Origin of the sequence: Solwaraspora sp. WMMD406 (genome assembly GCF_029626025.1) — a bacterium.
Taxonomy (GTDB): Bacteria; Actinomycetota; Actinomycetes; order Mycobacteriales; family Micromonosporaceae; genus Micromonospora_E.
In genome coordinates, this window is sequence record NZ_JARUBF010000001.1 from 1034727 (window position 1) to 1049500 (window position 14774).

Genomic DNA, 14774 nt, shown 5'->3' on the forward strand with positions numbered 1-14774 from the left:
GCTTGTGGACCGTTCGTACCCTGGCGGCGTTGCGCAGACGACGGTGGCGCTGTCCAGACGACGGTGAGGAGCCCGGTGGTACGCGAGATCGACGAAGCGTGGATCGAGGAAGCGGTCGAGCGATACCGCCAGATCGAATCCCGTCAGGCCGAGTTCGACAGAGCGGTACAGGCCGTCGAGGTGACCGTCCGGTCCCCGGACGGCGTCGTGGAGATCGTGGTCAACGCCGCCGGCACCGTCACCGACGTCCGGATCCTCGGGGCACCGTACGCCCGCTCCAACGCCGATCTCGCCCGGTCGGTGCGGGCCGCCGTGACCGCTGCGGCCGACGCCGCGCGGTGGGCGCGAGAGAAGCTGTGGTCGGAGACGTTCGGTGCCCGCCAACCTTTCGCGGGGGTCTGAGTGAACGGCATGCGTGCGCAGGCCGACGAACTGGCCCGCTCGGCGGAGCGGTTGACCGGTACGGCGCGGGAACTGGCCGAGCTGCCGTCGTCCGACCTGCTGCCAGCCGAGCAGACCCCGGGTCGGCTCGGGGCGCTCGGTGCCGCGTTGCGCCGCCAGTGGCAGATCGCCGTCGTCGACCGGGCGACCGAAGCAGCCGACGCCGGTGCGCGTCTCGCCGACCTGGCCACCGGGTTGCGGGCGGCGAGTGGTGCGTATCAGGACACCGACGACGCGGTCCGTGATCACCACCCGGACGGTGTCTGATGGACGCCCTCGATCGGGTCGCCGGACCCGCCCTCGACCTGTTGACCAAAGTGGACGATGCGCTGGCCCACTGGGGTGCTCCGCCCCACCACCGGGTCTGGCCGCTGATGCGCCAGGTACGGGCCCTGCCGGGCGAGGCGGTGGCCGCGTTCGTCGAGACGCGGCCCGACCCGACCGGTGCCGCCGCGTCCGCGCTGCGGGCGCGGCTTCCCGGGTACGCCGACGCGGCCGAGGCGCTGACGGCCCGGCCCGACTGGACCGGTGCCGCCGCTGCGGCCTACGACGCGAAGCGGCTCGCGCTCGGCGCCGACCTGGTCGGCACCGACCGGTCCGCTGCCGGTGGTGCGGCCGTCGGCTGGTCGGGGTCTGGCGTCGGCTGGTCGGGGTCTGGCGTCGGCTGGTCGGGGTCTGGCGTCGGCTGGACGGCTGACGGTGGTGTGGGCGGCGGCGCCGATCCGCACAGCATCGCGGGCCGGCTTGCCGCCACCGCCGACTTCGGTGCGCAGATCGCCCGGTGGGTCGAGCTGAGCCGGGCCGCCCTGGCGACCACCCTCGCCGACGCGCTGGCCTCGCCGGAGGCTGTCACGTTGGTCACCGCGACCTCGTCGGCCGGTCCGACCAGTGTCGAGGTGCCCGGCGTCGACGGTGCCGGGTCGGGACCGACGTCGACCTCGGCCGGATCGACCTCGGCCGGACCGACCCCGGTCGCGGCCGCGACGATCGCGGCGTCGGTGCTCACCGTACTGCTGGAGATCGTCGAGCACGGCGAGGACCTGCTGTCGAGCTGGCAGCAGCGGCAGACGTCGCCGCCACGGCACGTCGTCGACCCGGACCCGGTCCGATTCGACGGAGTGACCCGACTGCGGTACTGAGACATGCCAACGGCGCCGCGCACGTGAGCCAGGCTTTTCGCCTATTGCTCCGGCCGCGACGCCGTGGCTTCCTGCACCCCCCGCAGGCTCTGGATACCGCTCTCAACGCGAACTGCGGTCACCCGTCGCGGCCCCGACGTCATCTTTCGTCCGTTCGGTCGACCTCGGCTGGCGTACCGGCTGCTGCCGGGTACCTACTCGGCGGGCGACGGGCGACGTAGGGTAGGTGCCATGGGCATGCTCTGCGCGGTCAGCTTCAACCGGTACGGGCGCCTGTTCTACCTCGACCCCGGTGATCTGCGACCGGCCGTCGGCGACAAGGTGCTGGTGCCGACTGACGACGGCACCGAGGTCGCCGAGTGCGTCTGGGCCGCTCAGTGGGTCGACGAGGACACCGACGGCTTTCCCCGGCTGGCCGGCCTCGCCACCGAGGACGACCTGCGACGCGACGACGTGCAGCGCAAACGCAAAGCCGAGGCCAAGGTCGCCGCCAAGCGGCTGATCCGCGAGCACGGCCTGCCGATGAAGGTCGTCGCCGTCGATCATGTGCTGGAACCCGGTACCCTCACCAGCTCCCGCGCCACCATCTACTTCACCGCCCCGCACCGGGTCGACTTCCGCTCGCTGGTCCGTGACCTGGGTGCCACCCTGCACTGTCGGGTGGAGCTGCGGCAGCTTTCCGCCCGAGATTCCGCGCGGGTCCAGGGCGGCATCGGGTCCTGCGGGCGGGACCTGTGCTGCGCCACCTTCCTCACCGACTTCGAGCCGGTCACCATCCGGATGGCCAAGGACCAGGACCTGCCGCTCAACCCGTTGCGGATCTCCGGTGCCTGTGGGCGGCTGATGTGCTGCCTGAAGTACGAACACCCGCTCTACCAGCAGTTCCAGGCGTCGGCACCGCCGGTCGGCAGCCGGGTCACCACCCCGCAGGGAGACGGCCGAGTGGTGGGGCACAGCGTCCCGCGCGACTCGGTCGTGGTCCGACTCGACGCCGACGGGTCGCGGTGCAGCTGCAGCCGGGCCTCGGTCTGCGGACCCCGCAAGGCACACGACGAGGCGTACGGCTAGGCAACTGCGGTTTCACCGGACGGTGATCGGCTCCTCGGCCAGTCTGGCGGTCAACGGCTGCTCCGGGACGATCCACGAACTGTCCGGCCGGCCGGCCGGATCCGTCCGCCAGCGCCGGCAGATCCGGTCGACCGCGATCGGGTGGATGGTCAGGGCGCCGTCGGCGTCGATCCGCATCCGCAGGAAACCCTTGGCGTCCTCGATGCCCTGCCCGGCGAAGAGCTCGTTGAGGTTGACGTCGAACGCGCCGGCCAGAACCAGGTAGCCGGCGGTGAGTTGGGTGGCCACCAGGCCGGCCAGCGGGCCGTAGACCACGGCGGCGGCGACCACCGGCAGCGGCCACGGCCAGTCGACGAACGGCAACTGCAGCCAGACCAGCGCGCCGACCCAGGCCAGCCCGATGTGCGCGACGCCGTGCCCGAGCCCGAGCAACCAGTGCCGGGAATGTCGGACACCACTGGCGCTCGGTGGCTTGGCGAAGACCACCGACGCGGCCAGGGTGAGCACCACCATGGCGACCAGCGGAATGCTGAACAGCCGCTGTCCGTCGGTGTCCGACCACGAGACGATCACCCCGGCGACGGCGAGCATGAGCAGCGTCTGCAGTGTGCCGAGCAGGGCGGCGAAGCCGGGGTTGCGGCGCGGCAGCCGGTGGAAGATGCCCCAGCTGTAGCGACGGGAACGGTCGGCCTGCGGGTAGCGTCCGGCCAGCACGTACTCGCGGCTCGGGCTGGCCTTGCGGGCGATCGTGTCGGCCGGCGGTACGGTGATCCGCTCCGGCAGCTTGTGGGTGGCCGACAGGTATGCGCCGCCCCCGCCGCAGGTGATCAACTGCCGGTCCGGGTGCGCGTAACGGGCATAGTGGTGCAGGTCGCCGGAGATCATCACCGGCACCCGGGCACCGGTCGGCTTGATCACCGTACGCAGGAAGTAATCCACCGCGTCGTAGGCCTGATGGTCGACCTCGGCCTTGACCCAGGTCGGCTCCGGCACCGCCAGGATCACCCGGTCGGCGGGTCCGAGCTGCGCGGCGGCCTGCTCGAAGTACATCAACTGCGGGTCGTCGAGGTAGGCGCCGAACTGCTCGTCGATGGCGAACAGCCACCAGTTGTGGGGCAGTCGGACGGCGAAGTACGAGCGTTTCTGCTCGGTGCGCCAGCCGCCGATGGAGGCGTCCCGGCGGCGGGCGAACAGCCGCAGGAACGCGGTCAGCCCGTCGTACCAGTCGTGGTTGCCGGGGATGGCGTAAAGCGTCGGCTGCGGCCGTCCGGTCGGCGCCTTCGGCGACGCCGCCTGGTACGGACCCTTGCACCGGTCCTCGTACGCCTCGCCGCTGGCGCTCGGATACACCTGGTCGCCGCCCATCACCAGCAGGTCGCCGCGCGGCAGCCGGACGGCGCCGTCGATAGCGAGGTCCGGCTGCGCCAGCAGGTACGCCAACGAGTAGGTGGCCGGGAACCCGTCACCGAGGTCGGCGACGTAGTCGATCCACAGCTCGCCGTCGACGGAGTCGTGGGAGTGCACGTCGTCCGGCAGCGCGCTCTGCAGCTCCCGTTTGTCGAGGTACGCACCGAACAGCGCGGCCAGCAGGGTCCGCAGCCCGGTGCTGAGCAGCAGCAGCGGGGCCAGCCAGGGCACCGGCGGACGAGGAGTGAAACCGAGTTCCTTGGGATCCAGGGACCGGGGCCGTGGCCGGGCCGGCCGGGTGTCGTCGTCGGAGCTGGCGGGCCGGCGGTCGGGAGGGTCGCCCGCGCTGGCCGACGCCGAGGGATCGCGGGCGGAAGGGCGCTCGGTCTGGTCGTCCGTCACACGTTCGGAGCCTACTGTCGGTCATCGACGGCTGTCACGTCTGCCGCCGGGGTCCGCCTACACCCACGTCACGTCGAGACGAGGCCGCCGTCGGAGCCGCCGTCGGAGCCGGGCGGCAGGCGGCGCTGTCCTCAGGTGCCGTACACTGGCTCATCGTTGCCGCCTTAGCTCAGTCGGCAGAGCGACGCACTCGTAATGCGTAGGTCGACGGTTCGATTCCGTCAGGCGGCTCAGTGAGCGGCCCTGACCAGCAGATCTGCTGGTCAGGGCCTTATGTTCATCGATGTGGTTTTGAACCGCCCCCCGATAACACGTGCGGACGATTCGGTTCGACATGTCGCAAGTCGTGGGCGCTCGCCGCCGGCGGCGCCGCCAGGGTGGCCCGATCCTTCATGATCGTTTGCGTTTCGGGCTACTCGAATCGGGCCTGGCACCACGCTGTCTGGTCCGTCGCAACTCTCCGGGCAGGGCTCTGGCGGCAGGGTGGGCGGCGGCGACCACGCCAGCTAGCAGCTAGTGCGTTGTCCATGAACGTTCACCGGGTCTGATCGGTCAGGCGGCCTTGGTCCGGGACGGCCCCAGCGTTGCTGGCGTTCGCTGCGGACACGAGCGCGTTCGCGGCGTTGCGTGGCCAGGACGTCGGGATGGCGGGCGTTGGCGTTGCGCCAACGCAGGTATTTCTGCAGCTTGCGGGCCAGGACGGTGTGGTTGGGATGGTTCGAGTTGGCCATGGTGAACATCCGCAGCGGCCCGAACTGCGCCTCGATCGGGTTGGCCCAGGACGCGTTGGTCGGCGTGAGGCACAGCTCGACCCCGTTGCGGGCAGCCCAGGCCCGGATCGCCGGGGTCTTGTTCGCCGACAGGTTGTCCAGGACCACGTAGATCGGTGCGCCGTCCGGCCGCGCCCTGCGGATCGACTTCAGCGCGGACAGGGTGTGATCCGCGCCCTTGCGGCGGCGGTTGACGCCCCAGAGCTGGTCGTCGCCGAGGCTGTAGCAGCCGTGGAAGTACCGGACGCCGTGCGTGCGACGGTAGGTCGCCGGCAGCCGGCCGGGATGCGACCGCGGGGCCCAGCCGCGCCCGTGGTGCGGACGGATCGACAGCGGCCCGAACTGGTCGAACGCGAAACACCGGTTCGGGAACCTGCTCGTCACCTCCTCGATCCGGTCGAGTTTGGCGTCGAAGTCCGGGTCGTTGGATTCCTTCCAGGTGCGGGTCCGCTGCCAGCTGACCTCGTTGCGGCGCAGGATCTGCCGCAGCCGTTCCCGGCCCACGTCCACCGTCCGGGCGGCGTCGGTGGCCAGGTAGTCGGCGAGTTTGCGCAGGCTCCAGCAGGTGAAAGGCCGCCCGAGCGTGCTCGGGCGGGCCTTGGCCGTCGCGACGATCAACGCCTCGTCGTCGTCACTGATCCGGCGGGGACGGCCTCCCGCCCACTGAGGGTCCAGCGCGCGGAGACCGATCTCGTTGAACGCGTGGATCACGTCGCAGGCGGTGTCCTCGTGACCCGCGGTCAGCCGGGCGATCGCCGGTGCCGGTGTCCCGGACGCCGACGCCATGATGATCAGCGCCCGCCGTACCCGGACCGAATCGTGCTTGCCTCTACGGACGAGTTGTTGCAGCTTCCGGCCTTCTTCTTGCGTCAACCGCCGTGCCCGTACCGGCTCGGCCACCCCACCACCCACCTCTCGACAGCCAATGTCACCGCCGTCGAGAGTGAGCGGTGACCAGCGACGACCAGCGGACGCCCCCCGGCGTGTCGCCGACCCCGTGAACGTTCATGGACAACGCACTAGGCCACGCCTGAGGCGCCGGCCGAATCCAGTAGATTGAAGCGCAGTGGAGCGTTGCGGTGCAGGTGCTCCAGGGCAGGGCGCCATGTCCGTGGGCTCACCATGGCAATGGCTGGTGCTCGTGGAAGAGGCCGCCAGTGGGCCCGTCATCGGGCAGCGTGGCCAGCCACACGGGGGTGTCGGCGGCAGCGTCCGCACGGGGTCAGAACGGCCCGCTTCGCGCCTGGTTGGCTCCGACGAGCACGGCCTGGTTCCAGCCCGTGCGGACGCAGCGGTCGATCATGTCCGCACAGGGTGTGCTGGTGGCAGTCGGGTCGATGCCATAACCGGATTGCCAGGCATCGACCGTGGCGGCAAGCGTTGCTGGGTTGGTCACCGCGGCGCTACGTCGCTCCGGTAGAGCCGCCGCCTGTGTCGCGATCAACGCCGGTGCCGCTTGCCCGCTGTGCTGGCTCATCGCGATGCCGATCGCTTCCCGCTGCCGTGCGTCCTCGACGAGCCAGCTGCCGGTGACAACGACACGGCCTGCTCCGGGAACGACCGAGCCTCCCCGGAACCGGGCCCCCACACGCTTGCCTACTTCGGCGAGTGGGCCTCGCTCGTGCAGCAGGATCTTGGCGGCGAGCTGTGCTGCCTCGGCTTTTCCCGGGGTGCCCGGGTGGAGTGGGATGCCGACGTATACGCGAGTGTCAGAGCCGGACAAGTCCGATCGAGGGGTGGTGGGTTCATCTGCGGGTGCGGTCGTAGTCGGATCGGGTGCGAAGCTGGGTGCCCTGAGGGCGTCCGCCACGGGCAGCCACTCTTCCGCCGGACGGGAACCGACGATCACCAGCCGCTCGGGGTAGGTCGCTTCGCGCCGGGCTGCGTGCGCTCGCAGATCCTTCGCTGTTATGGCGGAGCTACCGCCGATGCGGCACTCGTCGAACCGGGCCAGTTGGTGTCGCTGGGTTGCTAGTGCGGCGAGCTTGTGCCCGGTGACGAGCAGCGGGTTACCGAACCACTCGGACAGTTCGACATCGATTGCTCGGCACTCGCGTAGCCGGACGTCGTCATCGATTCTTCCTGCGGCGAGCAGCTGGGAGGCGGTAGTCAGCGCCGTGACCAGATCTGAGCTGGCCTCTGTCAGTACGGTGGCCGAGACCTTCATCGTGTCCGCATGGGTTTGGGCGTGCGCCACGATGGGCGCGGTCATGACCGAGCGCAGGGTCGCCAGGTACAGGTGTTCGTGCAGGTGGGCCACTCCTGGCGTGTCTGCGGGGTCGTGGCCGAAGCCGCGCGCGTAGGTGGCGACTAGGGAGGTAGTCGAGGATTCCGGTCGATGCGCCACGATCACCGCACCGGCCGGCCCTGGCAGCTGGAGGATCTCACCATCCATGAACGGCCTCGCGTAGCTGCGTCAGGGTGGATTCAGGCAGGTGGCCTACCACGGCGACGGCTGGAACGCCGCGGTCGGCGAGCACGACGGAATCGCCGGGCAGCGGCGGGAGCGGATCGGGTGAGGAATGGATCGCTGCGTGCAGCGCGACACTCTGCCGCAGGTAGGGCAACTGTGCCTCGGGGATCCCCGCATCATGGATGCCACGTATCACGTGTCGTACGGTGTCGACGAGCGCCACCACGTTTGCGGCCACCGTGCTGAGGCCGATGCTGAGACAGGCGACGCCGTGCTCCTGAAGAGGCATCGCCGCAGCGGCGTAGTACGGAATCTGACGCCCTGCGAGCGTCTGGACCAGAACGCCAGGCGTGCCGACTCTACCCAGATACGCGGCGGCGAGCGGGGCGGAGTCTGCGCCGTCTCGTCCGTCGGGCCAGGGGATTTGTACCCCTATGGCGAGTCGATGCTGGTTGCGGGCGCCGTAGTACAGCCCTCCGCGCCAGGGCAGCGGATCCGGGTGGCTGTTTTGACCTGCGTCGGTGCGGAGGAAGCCCATGACGTCGCGGGCGCAGTCGATGATCTGCTGGTCGGTGATCGCGGTCGCCGCGGCGGCGGTCGGAAGCGCAGCCACGCAGGCTTCGCCCCAGGCCGCTAGGTGAAGTGCCCGTTGGAGCAGTCGGCCGCGGTCACTCATCTGTTGGGCCCGCTGCGTGACGAGCGCCCGCCGGAGAGTGTCGAGGCGAGCGCTGCTCAGCCGCTGGTCGAGCAGGCGGGGGGTGGTGCCTGTCGGCAGGCTGACCGCAGTGCTGCGATGGCCGACCCGGTATGCGTCCCTCCCGAAGAGGGCGGCGCAGGTCAGGGCGGTCAGGCCGGGCGCGTCCGGCGGCTCGGTGGCTGTCCCCCACGGGATCCGCCGCACCGTACGGGGGGAGGGTGGCACGCCAGCCACTCGGCCCAGGGATACGAAGCTAGTCATCGCTGCCGTTCGGGGCTGGGGCTGTGCCGGGGCAGCAACAGTAACGTGGTGATCACCAGGTTCGCGGCTCCGGCGACGAGCAGGATCAGAGCAGGGCGGGCGGTTAGGTCTCCGACGAAGGGGATGGCCACGTATGACACGGTCATCAGGAGGTTCAGCACCGCGCGGCGGAACGCGAAGACACGGCCGATGACGTCGTTGGACGTCAATGACTGGTAGACCACGGTCGCTGCGCCGGCGATCATCACGTTGCCGGCGCCGCCGAGAAGGCCCACCACGACAACCGCGGCCCAGCTCCAGGATTGGCCGCTGAGGACGAGTGCGGCGGCTGCCACGGCGGACACCGCCGCCCCCGCCCACAGTACGAGTGGTTGGCGTGTGGATCGACGCACGATCAACGAGGAGGCGGCGATCCAGCCGATGCCGGCCAACGTCTGGTACACGGCGGCCGCCGCGATGCCGACCGATTGCTCGAACACCGCCAGGGCGATGACTACCTCCGAGCCGAGGAATAGGAAGTACGCCGCCTCGGCGAGCGCGACCCGGCGTAGTTTCGGGTCGATAGCCCTCCATCGCACGGGCTCCAGCCGTGTCGCCGGCCGGTCACCCGTGGGCGCCGCCGTGCGACGCGCGGTCTCGGTCGGTGACGGACGCAGCAAGGTCGCCAGGAGTCCCGCCACGACGAACGAGGCGAGGTTGACCCACAACGCTGCTCCGATGCCGACCCCGGCGGAGAGCGCGGCGCCGATCAGCGGGCCGAGGCTCATGGTCGCGCCGAAGACGACCTCGAACAAGGCGATCACCGGTCGGACGTCGTCGCCGGCCAACCGCTCCTTGAGCATTGCTTGCACGGCGGGAATGGATGCGCTGCCCACCGCCTTGAGGAGCGCCACGACGATGTAGACGACGGTGAGGTTCTCGGCGCGTACCGCCCAGATGAGGACCAATACCAGAAGCGCGCAGAGCAACTCGCAGGTGATGAAGACCAGCCGCCGGTTGAACCGGTCGACGATCCGGCCGGCGAGGGGCGCACAGACGACCACCGGCAGGGTGCCGACGGCGAAGGTGATGCCGGCTGCTGTGTATGACCCGGTCACTGCCAGCACCCACAGCGGAAGGGCGAGGTTTTGGACGTAGTTGCCGATCAGGGAGCATGCGTTCGCGAGCAGCAGGAGGCGCCATGCCTGCCATGGTCCGGGCGTGTGCGCGGGGGCTTCGGTAGTGACTGGGGGGCTGTCAGTTGTCACGTGACCCGCTCCATCCGAGGCTGGCAGCGGCGAGCTGCGGCTTCGTCGTCTGCGCGGGCGGACGACCGAAGTGAGCAGAGAACTTGTCGGCCACGCCGTCCAGCACGTCCAGGTCGATGCGGCTCGCCTGGTTCACCTCGACTTCCACGACCGCGAAGGTGTTCACGAGCTTTGATGTGGCGTCCCGCAGTTCGACGGCATCGCAGCTGAGGGCGAGCGTCGTCAGCTGATCGGTGAGCAGAGCGGCCTTGGTGCGCCGCTGGGCTAGGTATCCGAACACTCGGATGTCACTGAGGGTGTGGACCCTTCGCGACAGGTGCTGCCCCGGCCGTCCGGCGAGCACGTCGGCGCTGGACAGGGTCCTCATGTCCGCTACGTACTCGGTCATCTCCAGCACGTCGCGGCGACCGTCGACCCATTGGATGGTTTCCTTCGCCACCAGCCAGGAGGGGCCTTGGCCCCGGTTCACCAGCGCGGTGAGGGAGCAGTTGGCTGCCGACAGCGACCACTGCGCGTCGTCGAGGCACAGGGTGTGCTGCAGGATCGTTGTCTGGTCCGCCAGCCGCAGCCCGGAGAACTGGATCAGTCGGTGACGCAGTTCGTCGCGCGAGGCGGCGTCGGCCAGCGACGTCGCGGGCATCACCCACCGGTATTCGTGCTCTACACCGACCCGCGGGATTTGCAGGATGCGCTCCGGTGCCGTCATGAGCTCACTCCTGCGAGTCGATGAGTCGAGCCGGCGTATTCCTGGTCGGAGAGTCCACCTACGGTGAAGACGTCGACCCGGTCAGTCGTGATCGCGAACAATTGGGCACATGTCTCCCGCACTACGGCGCCCGTCGACGGTGGTGGCCGGAAGTGGCCGGACTTGGTGTTCGCCACCACCGCATGCACCCGTGGACCTCCGATCAGCACGATCTCGCCGGCTGTGCGAACGCGCAGCCGGTCGGGCACCAGCATGGGGTGGGCCACGGGAACACCCTCGACCTGCGACTTCGCTCGACCGAAGATGAGTTCACGGAAGCTGAACTTGCGTCGCCAGATGAGCAGCTCTCCTCGGTCGTCGATCACGAACATGTGCGGTGCGCCGCTGGCGAAGCCGTCCGGAACCTCGGCGGAGCGGACTCGCCAGGTCTGCTCGACTGCGGTGCGGGCTGCGACGGCATAGCGGTCTTCGAACACGGCGCGGTCGAACTCGATGACCCGTGGCTCTCGGTTCACCACCCGGGTGGGATGGTCATGGCGAACGGTCAGTTCCCGCGCGTAGGCGGCGCGGATGTCTTCCGCAGCCCGGGCCAGGCGGTCGCACAGTGGGGGAGTGGGGCCGGTGTGCGCGTGCGCGTGCCACAGCCGGATTAGTTCCTCGTACTTGAGGAAGACGACCGCCTGCGACGAGGGACCATATTTGACTGCAGCCTGTTCGGCCGCTGCGCGTAGCTTGGCGGCCTCGGCGAGGTAGTGGTCAGCGACCATTGTTTGAGCGCTCCCTTGACGGCAGAGGGGCGCCCGGCCCTGTGAAGGGCCGGGCGCCAAGGTAGGAACCTGATCGGTTACCGATCAGGCCCAGGTCTCGCCCGCCTGCACGGACGCCAGGGCGTCCAGCCCGTCCTCGGTCTCCTCGAGGGTCTCGATGACCTCGATGATCTCCGCAACCTGCTCCATTGTGGGTTCCTCCTTCCCGTTATCGTCGTGGCGTGCGCGTTCCCGGGTCTGACCGGTCAGACCCAGGTCTCTCCGGCCTGCACGGACGCCAGGGCGTCCAAGCCCTCGTCGGTCTCTTCGAGGGTCTCGATGACCTCGATGATCTCCGCGACCTGCTCCATGCTGGCTCTCCCTTCAGTTGCGCCGGTGATGAGCGGATCACGACCCCCGTACCCTGCGTACTGATCCCTTCGCTCCGGCTGCGATCAGCTTCCACGGAGCTTGCATCGCACCGTCATCCAACTTTCATCCACCGCCGTTGAGCTGGGGAAACAACGTTTATCCAGGAGGCAGCAACTGCGTCGGAGTCGCCCAGGTGCGAGATTCACGCCGTCTGAGGGCTGTCGGCCAGGTCGCCGATCAGTCGCGCCATGTCTGCCTCGCCTGTGGCGTCGTTGTTCTGGCGGTAGACCTTCTGCGCCTGCCGGAACCACGCGACAGCGTCGGTGCGGTTGCCGGAGCCCAGGACCGCATGACCAATACGGACTAGGGTGTCCGCCTCGGCGGTACGGAAGCCGGATCGCCGCATCAGGGCGAGTCCCTCATGCAGGTACTCCAACGCTTCGGCATAGGCGCGCTTGCGAACGAACAGCGCGCCGATGCTGCTCAGAATCGCGGCCTCGTGGTGCCGCAGGCCGCCTTGCCCAGCAAGCTCGCGCCCGGTCTTCAATCGCTCGAGCCCGGCGTCGATGTCGTCTAGGGCGACCAGCGCGTCGGCGGAGTTGTTGAGGGAGTGCACGACGAGAGTCGTGTTCTGCGCAGCCTGGGCAAGTTGCAGTGCCCGCTCGTACTCGGTCAGCGCGTCGCGGTATCGACCTTGTGTCTCGTAGACGAAGCCGAGGCCGAGCAGGGAGCCGGCCGCGCCGCCCGGGTGTCCTTCCCGCTCGTAGAACTCGGTGGCCAGACGCAGGTGCCCGGCCGCGGCGTCGAGGTCATGAGTGACGGCGAGCGCGCCGCCAAGGGCATGGTAGAGGTGGGCGCGCACGAGCGGCCGGTCGATTCGGTGGGCGTCGGCCCCACACCGCATCCAAGCGTCCACGTCGGCGGTTGAGAAGCCTGACCGCACGAAGTAGCTGTGCAGGTGGTAGATCAGCTCTACCGCCCGGTCGATGTCGTGGCGGACCGCGACAGTGGTGATCGGCGCCAGGTTCTCGCTCTCCTCCTCGAGGAAGCTGATGGCGTCGACGTCCTCGGCGAACGGCTCGATGAACGTCTCCACCCGCGCGGTCGAGTCGGCGAAGGCGTCACGGTCTGGCCGCAGCGTGCCGTTGGCCATAGCAGCCACGGACAGGTACCAGCCCAAGAGACGATCTACAGCCTGGTCCGGCCGGTCATCGCCGGCGCGCGCCTCGAGACACTCCGCGGCGAAGGACCGGACCAGGTCATGCATAGTCAGGTAACGATTGCCGGTCTCGGTGACCAGGTGCAGCGCGATCATGTTGTCGAGGCTTCGCTGCACGACAGACAGCGGGAGCGCCGCGAGCGCCGCTACCAGCTCCGGCCGCATCCGCCGGCCGGGGTGGACCGCGAGCAGGCGAAAGAGCCGGGCGTCGTCGGCTGACAGGGTCGCGTAGGCGTTCGCCAGCACTGAGCGGACACTGCGCGCGTCGCCGTCGATCGCGAACCCGTCGAGCGACGCACCTCCCCGGGAGAGATCGGCAGCCAGGCCCTCGACCGTCAGGGACGTCTCCGCCACCAACCGCGCGGCGAGGATCCGCAAGGCCAGCGGCATCCCACCGCACAGATCGAGCAGGCGTTCCAATGCCCGAACGGCGGCCGCCGACGCCGGCTCGGTGGCGCCGAGGAGAACCGACCGGCTCTCTTCGCGGCTCAGTCCTTCCAACGCGAGGCCCTTGACGGCCAAATGGGTGTGCAGTGCCGCCATGTTGTTACGGCTGGTCACGACCAGTTGCGAGCCGCCGCCGGGCGGGACGGCCGGCAACACCTGATCGATGGTGCCAGCGTTGTCGAGGACGATGAGTGCCTTCTTGTCGGCGATGGCCGAGCGGTACAGGGCGATCCGTCTCTCCAGCGTGGCGGGTATCTTCTGCGGCGGCAGGTTCAGGCTCTCCAGGATGTGCGCGAGCACGCCGCCCGGCGATCGGCTGGCATCCGTGCTGTGCCCGCGGAGGTCGAGGAATATGTGACCGTCCGGGAAGCGCTCCTGGGCCTGGTGGGCCCACCGCGCGACGAGTGAAGTCTTGCCCATGCCCGCCGCGCCGGCCACCACGAGCACCTGCGCCTGCCCGCAGTGCTGCTCGAGCAGTGTCAGCGCGTCGTGCCGGCCTGTGAAGGAGCCGTCTGGTGGAGGAATCTGCCTCGGTACCGGCGGCATGGCGGCGGAGAGGACCGGCGGCGGAACGGCCGCCACCGTCTCGTACGCCGCGGGGCCCAACAAGGCCGGGTCGTTCTGCAGAATGCGTCTGTGTAGTTCCTGCAGCTCTGGGCCAGGGTCGATGCCCAGCTCGTCATTCAGCAGGGTGCGCACTTTCTGGTAGGCATGCAGCGCGTCCGTCTGCCGGCCTGTGCGGTACAGCGCTGCCATGAACAGCCCGGTGAGCTGCTCGCGGAACGGGAACTCGGCGACGAGCGCGGCAAGCTCCGTCACCACCCGACCGTGTAGGCCGGCCTGCAGCTCCAAGCGCATGCAGTGTTCCCAGGCTGCGGGCCGCTCCTCGTTGATGAGCAGCGCGTTCCCCTGGATGACCCGGCTGTCGATGCCGGCGAAGGCAGGAGCACGCCACAGTCCCAGCGCTTGCCGTAATCTCGCGACGGCCGTTTGCAGATCACTGGCCTCGGCGAGCGCGCTGGCTTGGGCGACCATGTCGCGGAAGAGGTACAGGTCGATCTGGTCCAGGTCCACGTCGAGGGAGTAGCCGGCCCGGGCGGTACGAAGGACCTCTTTAGCCGCGGCCACCCCGGCGCCCAGCCACGCCTGCCGCAACTGTGACGCTGTGTTCTGCACCTGTCGTTCTGCGGAGGCGGGCGGTTCGCCGTCCCAGAGTGCCTCGGTAAGCGCACCGATCGACACGAGGGTGTTCGGGCTCAGCAGTAAGCGCGCAAGGAAACGCTCCTGCCGGGGCGGGAGCGCGGGGAGCCGGCGCGCGGACGCCCATACCTCCAGGTTGCCGAGCACTTTGAAGTTCATCTACCACGCCCCCGACAGATACAGTCCTACGCCCGCCGCGCGGAGGATCTGTCGAACGGTCCCCGTTCGTTCCCTTGCCG

Annotated in this window: 12 protein-coding genes, 1 tRNA gene and 1 pseudogene; 5 read left to right on the forward strand and 9 right to left on the reverse strand. The window is 69.3% G+C overall.

The features are described from left to right. Nucleotides 1–75 precede the first annotated feature (75 nt). The 4 genes from O7632_RS04670 to ricT all read left to right on the forward strand — a co-directional run bounded on the left by O7632_RS04670 (nt 76) and on the right by ricT (nt 2648). On the forward strand, nt 76–402 hold the full coding sequence (locus O7632_RS04670) for a YbaB/EbfC family nucleoid-associated protein (protein WP_278111722.1): 327 nt from the start codon (nt 76–78) through the stop codon (nt 400–402). 9 nt (nt 403–411) lie between these two features. Beyond that, entirely contained in the window at nt 412–708 is a 297-nt protein-coding gene (locus O7632_RS04675; protein ID WP_278111724.1) for a type VII secretion target, read from the forward strand. Next, nucleotides 708–1580 carry a hypothetical protein gene (locus tag O7632_RS04680; protein ID WP_278111727.1) on the forward strand — a complete coding sequence of 291 codons (873 nt, stop codon included), beginning with the start codon at nt 708–710 and terminating at the stop codon, nt 1578–1580. Before O7632_RS04675 ends, O7632_RS04680 begins: the two co-directional genes overlap by 1 nt. 231 nt (nt 1581–1811) lie before the next feature. After that, entirely contained in the window at nt 1812–2648 is an 837-nt protein-coding gene (gene ricT / locus O7632_RS04685) for a regulatory iron-sulfur-containing complex subunit RicT (protein WP_278111728.1), read from the forward strand. Nucleotides 2649–2660: 12 nt separating this feature from the next. Here ricT and O7632_RS04690 read toward each other — a convergent pair whose 3' ends face one another. Then, a complete protein-coding gene (locus O7632_RS04690) occupies nt 2661–4457 on the reverse strand; it encodes a metallophosphoesterase (protein WP_278111729.1) in 1797 nt (598 codons plus the stop codon). A gap of 158 nt (nt 4458–4615) precedes the next feature. On the opposite strand from O7632_RS04690, the gene O7632_RS04695 reads away from it, so the two are divergent. Then, nucleotides 4616–4688 (forward strand) — tRNA-Thr (locus O7632_RS04695). 275 nt (nt 4689–4963) lie between these two features. Here the strand turns inward: O7632_RS04695 and O7632_RS04700 are convergent. The 8 genes and pseudogenes from O7632_RS04700 to O7632_RS04735 form a co-directional block, all read right to left on the reverse strand. Then, on the reverse strand, nt 4964–6127 hold the full coding sequence (locus tag O7632_RS04700) for an IS630 family transposase (RefSeq protein WP_278111731.1): 1164 nt from the start codon (nt 6125–6127) through the stop codon (nt 4964–4966). Between the two features lie 217 nt (nt 6128–6344). Continuing rightward, nucleotides 6345–6431, reverse strand: a pseudogene (locus O7632_RS04705) (short-chain dehydrogenase); the annotation flags it as partial. Nucleotides 6432–6449: 18 nt separating this feature from the next. Further along, entirely contained in the window at nt 6450–7622 is a 1173-nt protein-coding gene (locus O7632_RS04710) for an insulinase family protein (RefSeq protein WP_278111733.1), read from the reverse strand. Continuing rightward, nucleotides 7612–8541: a hypothetical protein gene (locus O7632_RS04715; RefSeq protein ID WP_278111735.1), complete on the reverse strand. Its 930-nt coding sequence runs from the start codon at nt 8539–8541 to the stop codon at nt 7612–7614. Before O7632_RS04715 ends, O7632_RS04710 begins: the two co-directional genes overlap by 11 nt. A 53-nt stretch (nt 8542–8594) precedes the next feature. Next, a complete protein-coding gene (locus O7632_RS04720) occupies nt 8595–9845 on the reverse strand; it encodes an MFS transporter (protein WP_278111737.1) in 1251 nt (416 codons plus the stop codon). After that, nucleotides 9835–10551, reverse strand: a complete 717-nt coding sequence (locus O7632_RS04725) for a hypothetical protein (RefSeq protein ID WP_278111739.1) — start codon at nt 10549–10551, stop codon at nt 9835–9837. The genes O7632_RS04720 and O7632_RS04725 overlap by 11 nt, the downstream gene beginning before the upstream one ends. Further along, on the reverse strand, nt 10548–11318 hold the full coding sequence (locus tag O7632_RS04730) for a hypothetical protein (protein ID WP_278111741.1): 771 nt from the start codon (nt 11316–11318) through the stop codon (nt 10548–10550). The genes O7632_RS04725 and O7632_RS04730 overlap by 4 nt, the downstream gene beginning before the upstream one ends. 553 nt (nt 11319–11871) lie before the next feature. Continuing rightward, nucleotides 11872–14694 (reverse strand): BTAD domain-containing putative transcriptional regulator, encoded by a 2823-nt coding sequence (locus tag O7632_RS04735; protein WP_278111742.1) that lies wholly within the window; start codon nt 14692–14694, stop codon nt 11872–11874. Nucleotides 14695–14774 lie beyond the last annotated feature (80 nt).

What these genes read in the sequence shown, in the direction of transcription:
- O7632_RS04725 (WP_278111739.1), bottom strand. Translation starts at nt 10,551, where the DNA reads ATGACGGCACCGGAGCGCATCCTGCAAATCCCGCGGGTCGGTGTAGAG.
- O7632_RS04675 (WP_278111724.1), top strand. Translation starts at nt 412, where the DNA reads ATGCGTGCGCAGGCCGACGAACTGGCCCGCTCGGCGGAGCGGTTGACC.
- ricT (WP_278111728.1), top strand. Translation starts at nt 1,812, where the DNA reads ATGGGCATGCTCTGCGCGGTCAGCTTCAACCGGTACGGGCGCCTGTTC.
- O7632_RS04710 (WP_278111733.1), bottom strand. Translation starts at nt 7,622, where the DNA reads ATGGATGGTGAGATCCTCCAGCTGCCAGGGCCGGCCGGTGCGGTGATC.
- O7632_RS04680 (WP_278111727.1), top strand. Translation starts at nt 708, where the DNA reads ATGGACGCCCTCGATCGGGTCGCCGGACCCGCCCTCGACCTGTTGACC.
- O7632_RS04730 (WP_278111741.1), bottom strand. Translation starts at nt 11,318, where the DNA reads ATGGTCGCTGACCACTACCTCGCCGAGGCCGCCAAGCTACGCGCAGCG.
- O7632_RS04735 (WP_278111742.1), bottom strand. Translation starts at nt 14,694, where the DNA reads ATGAACTTCAAAGTGCTCGGCAACCTGGAGGTATGGGCGTCCGCGCGC.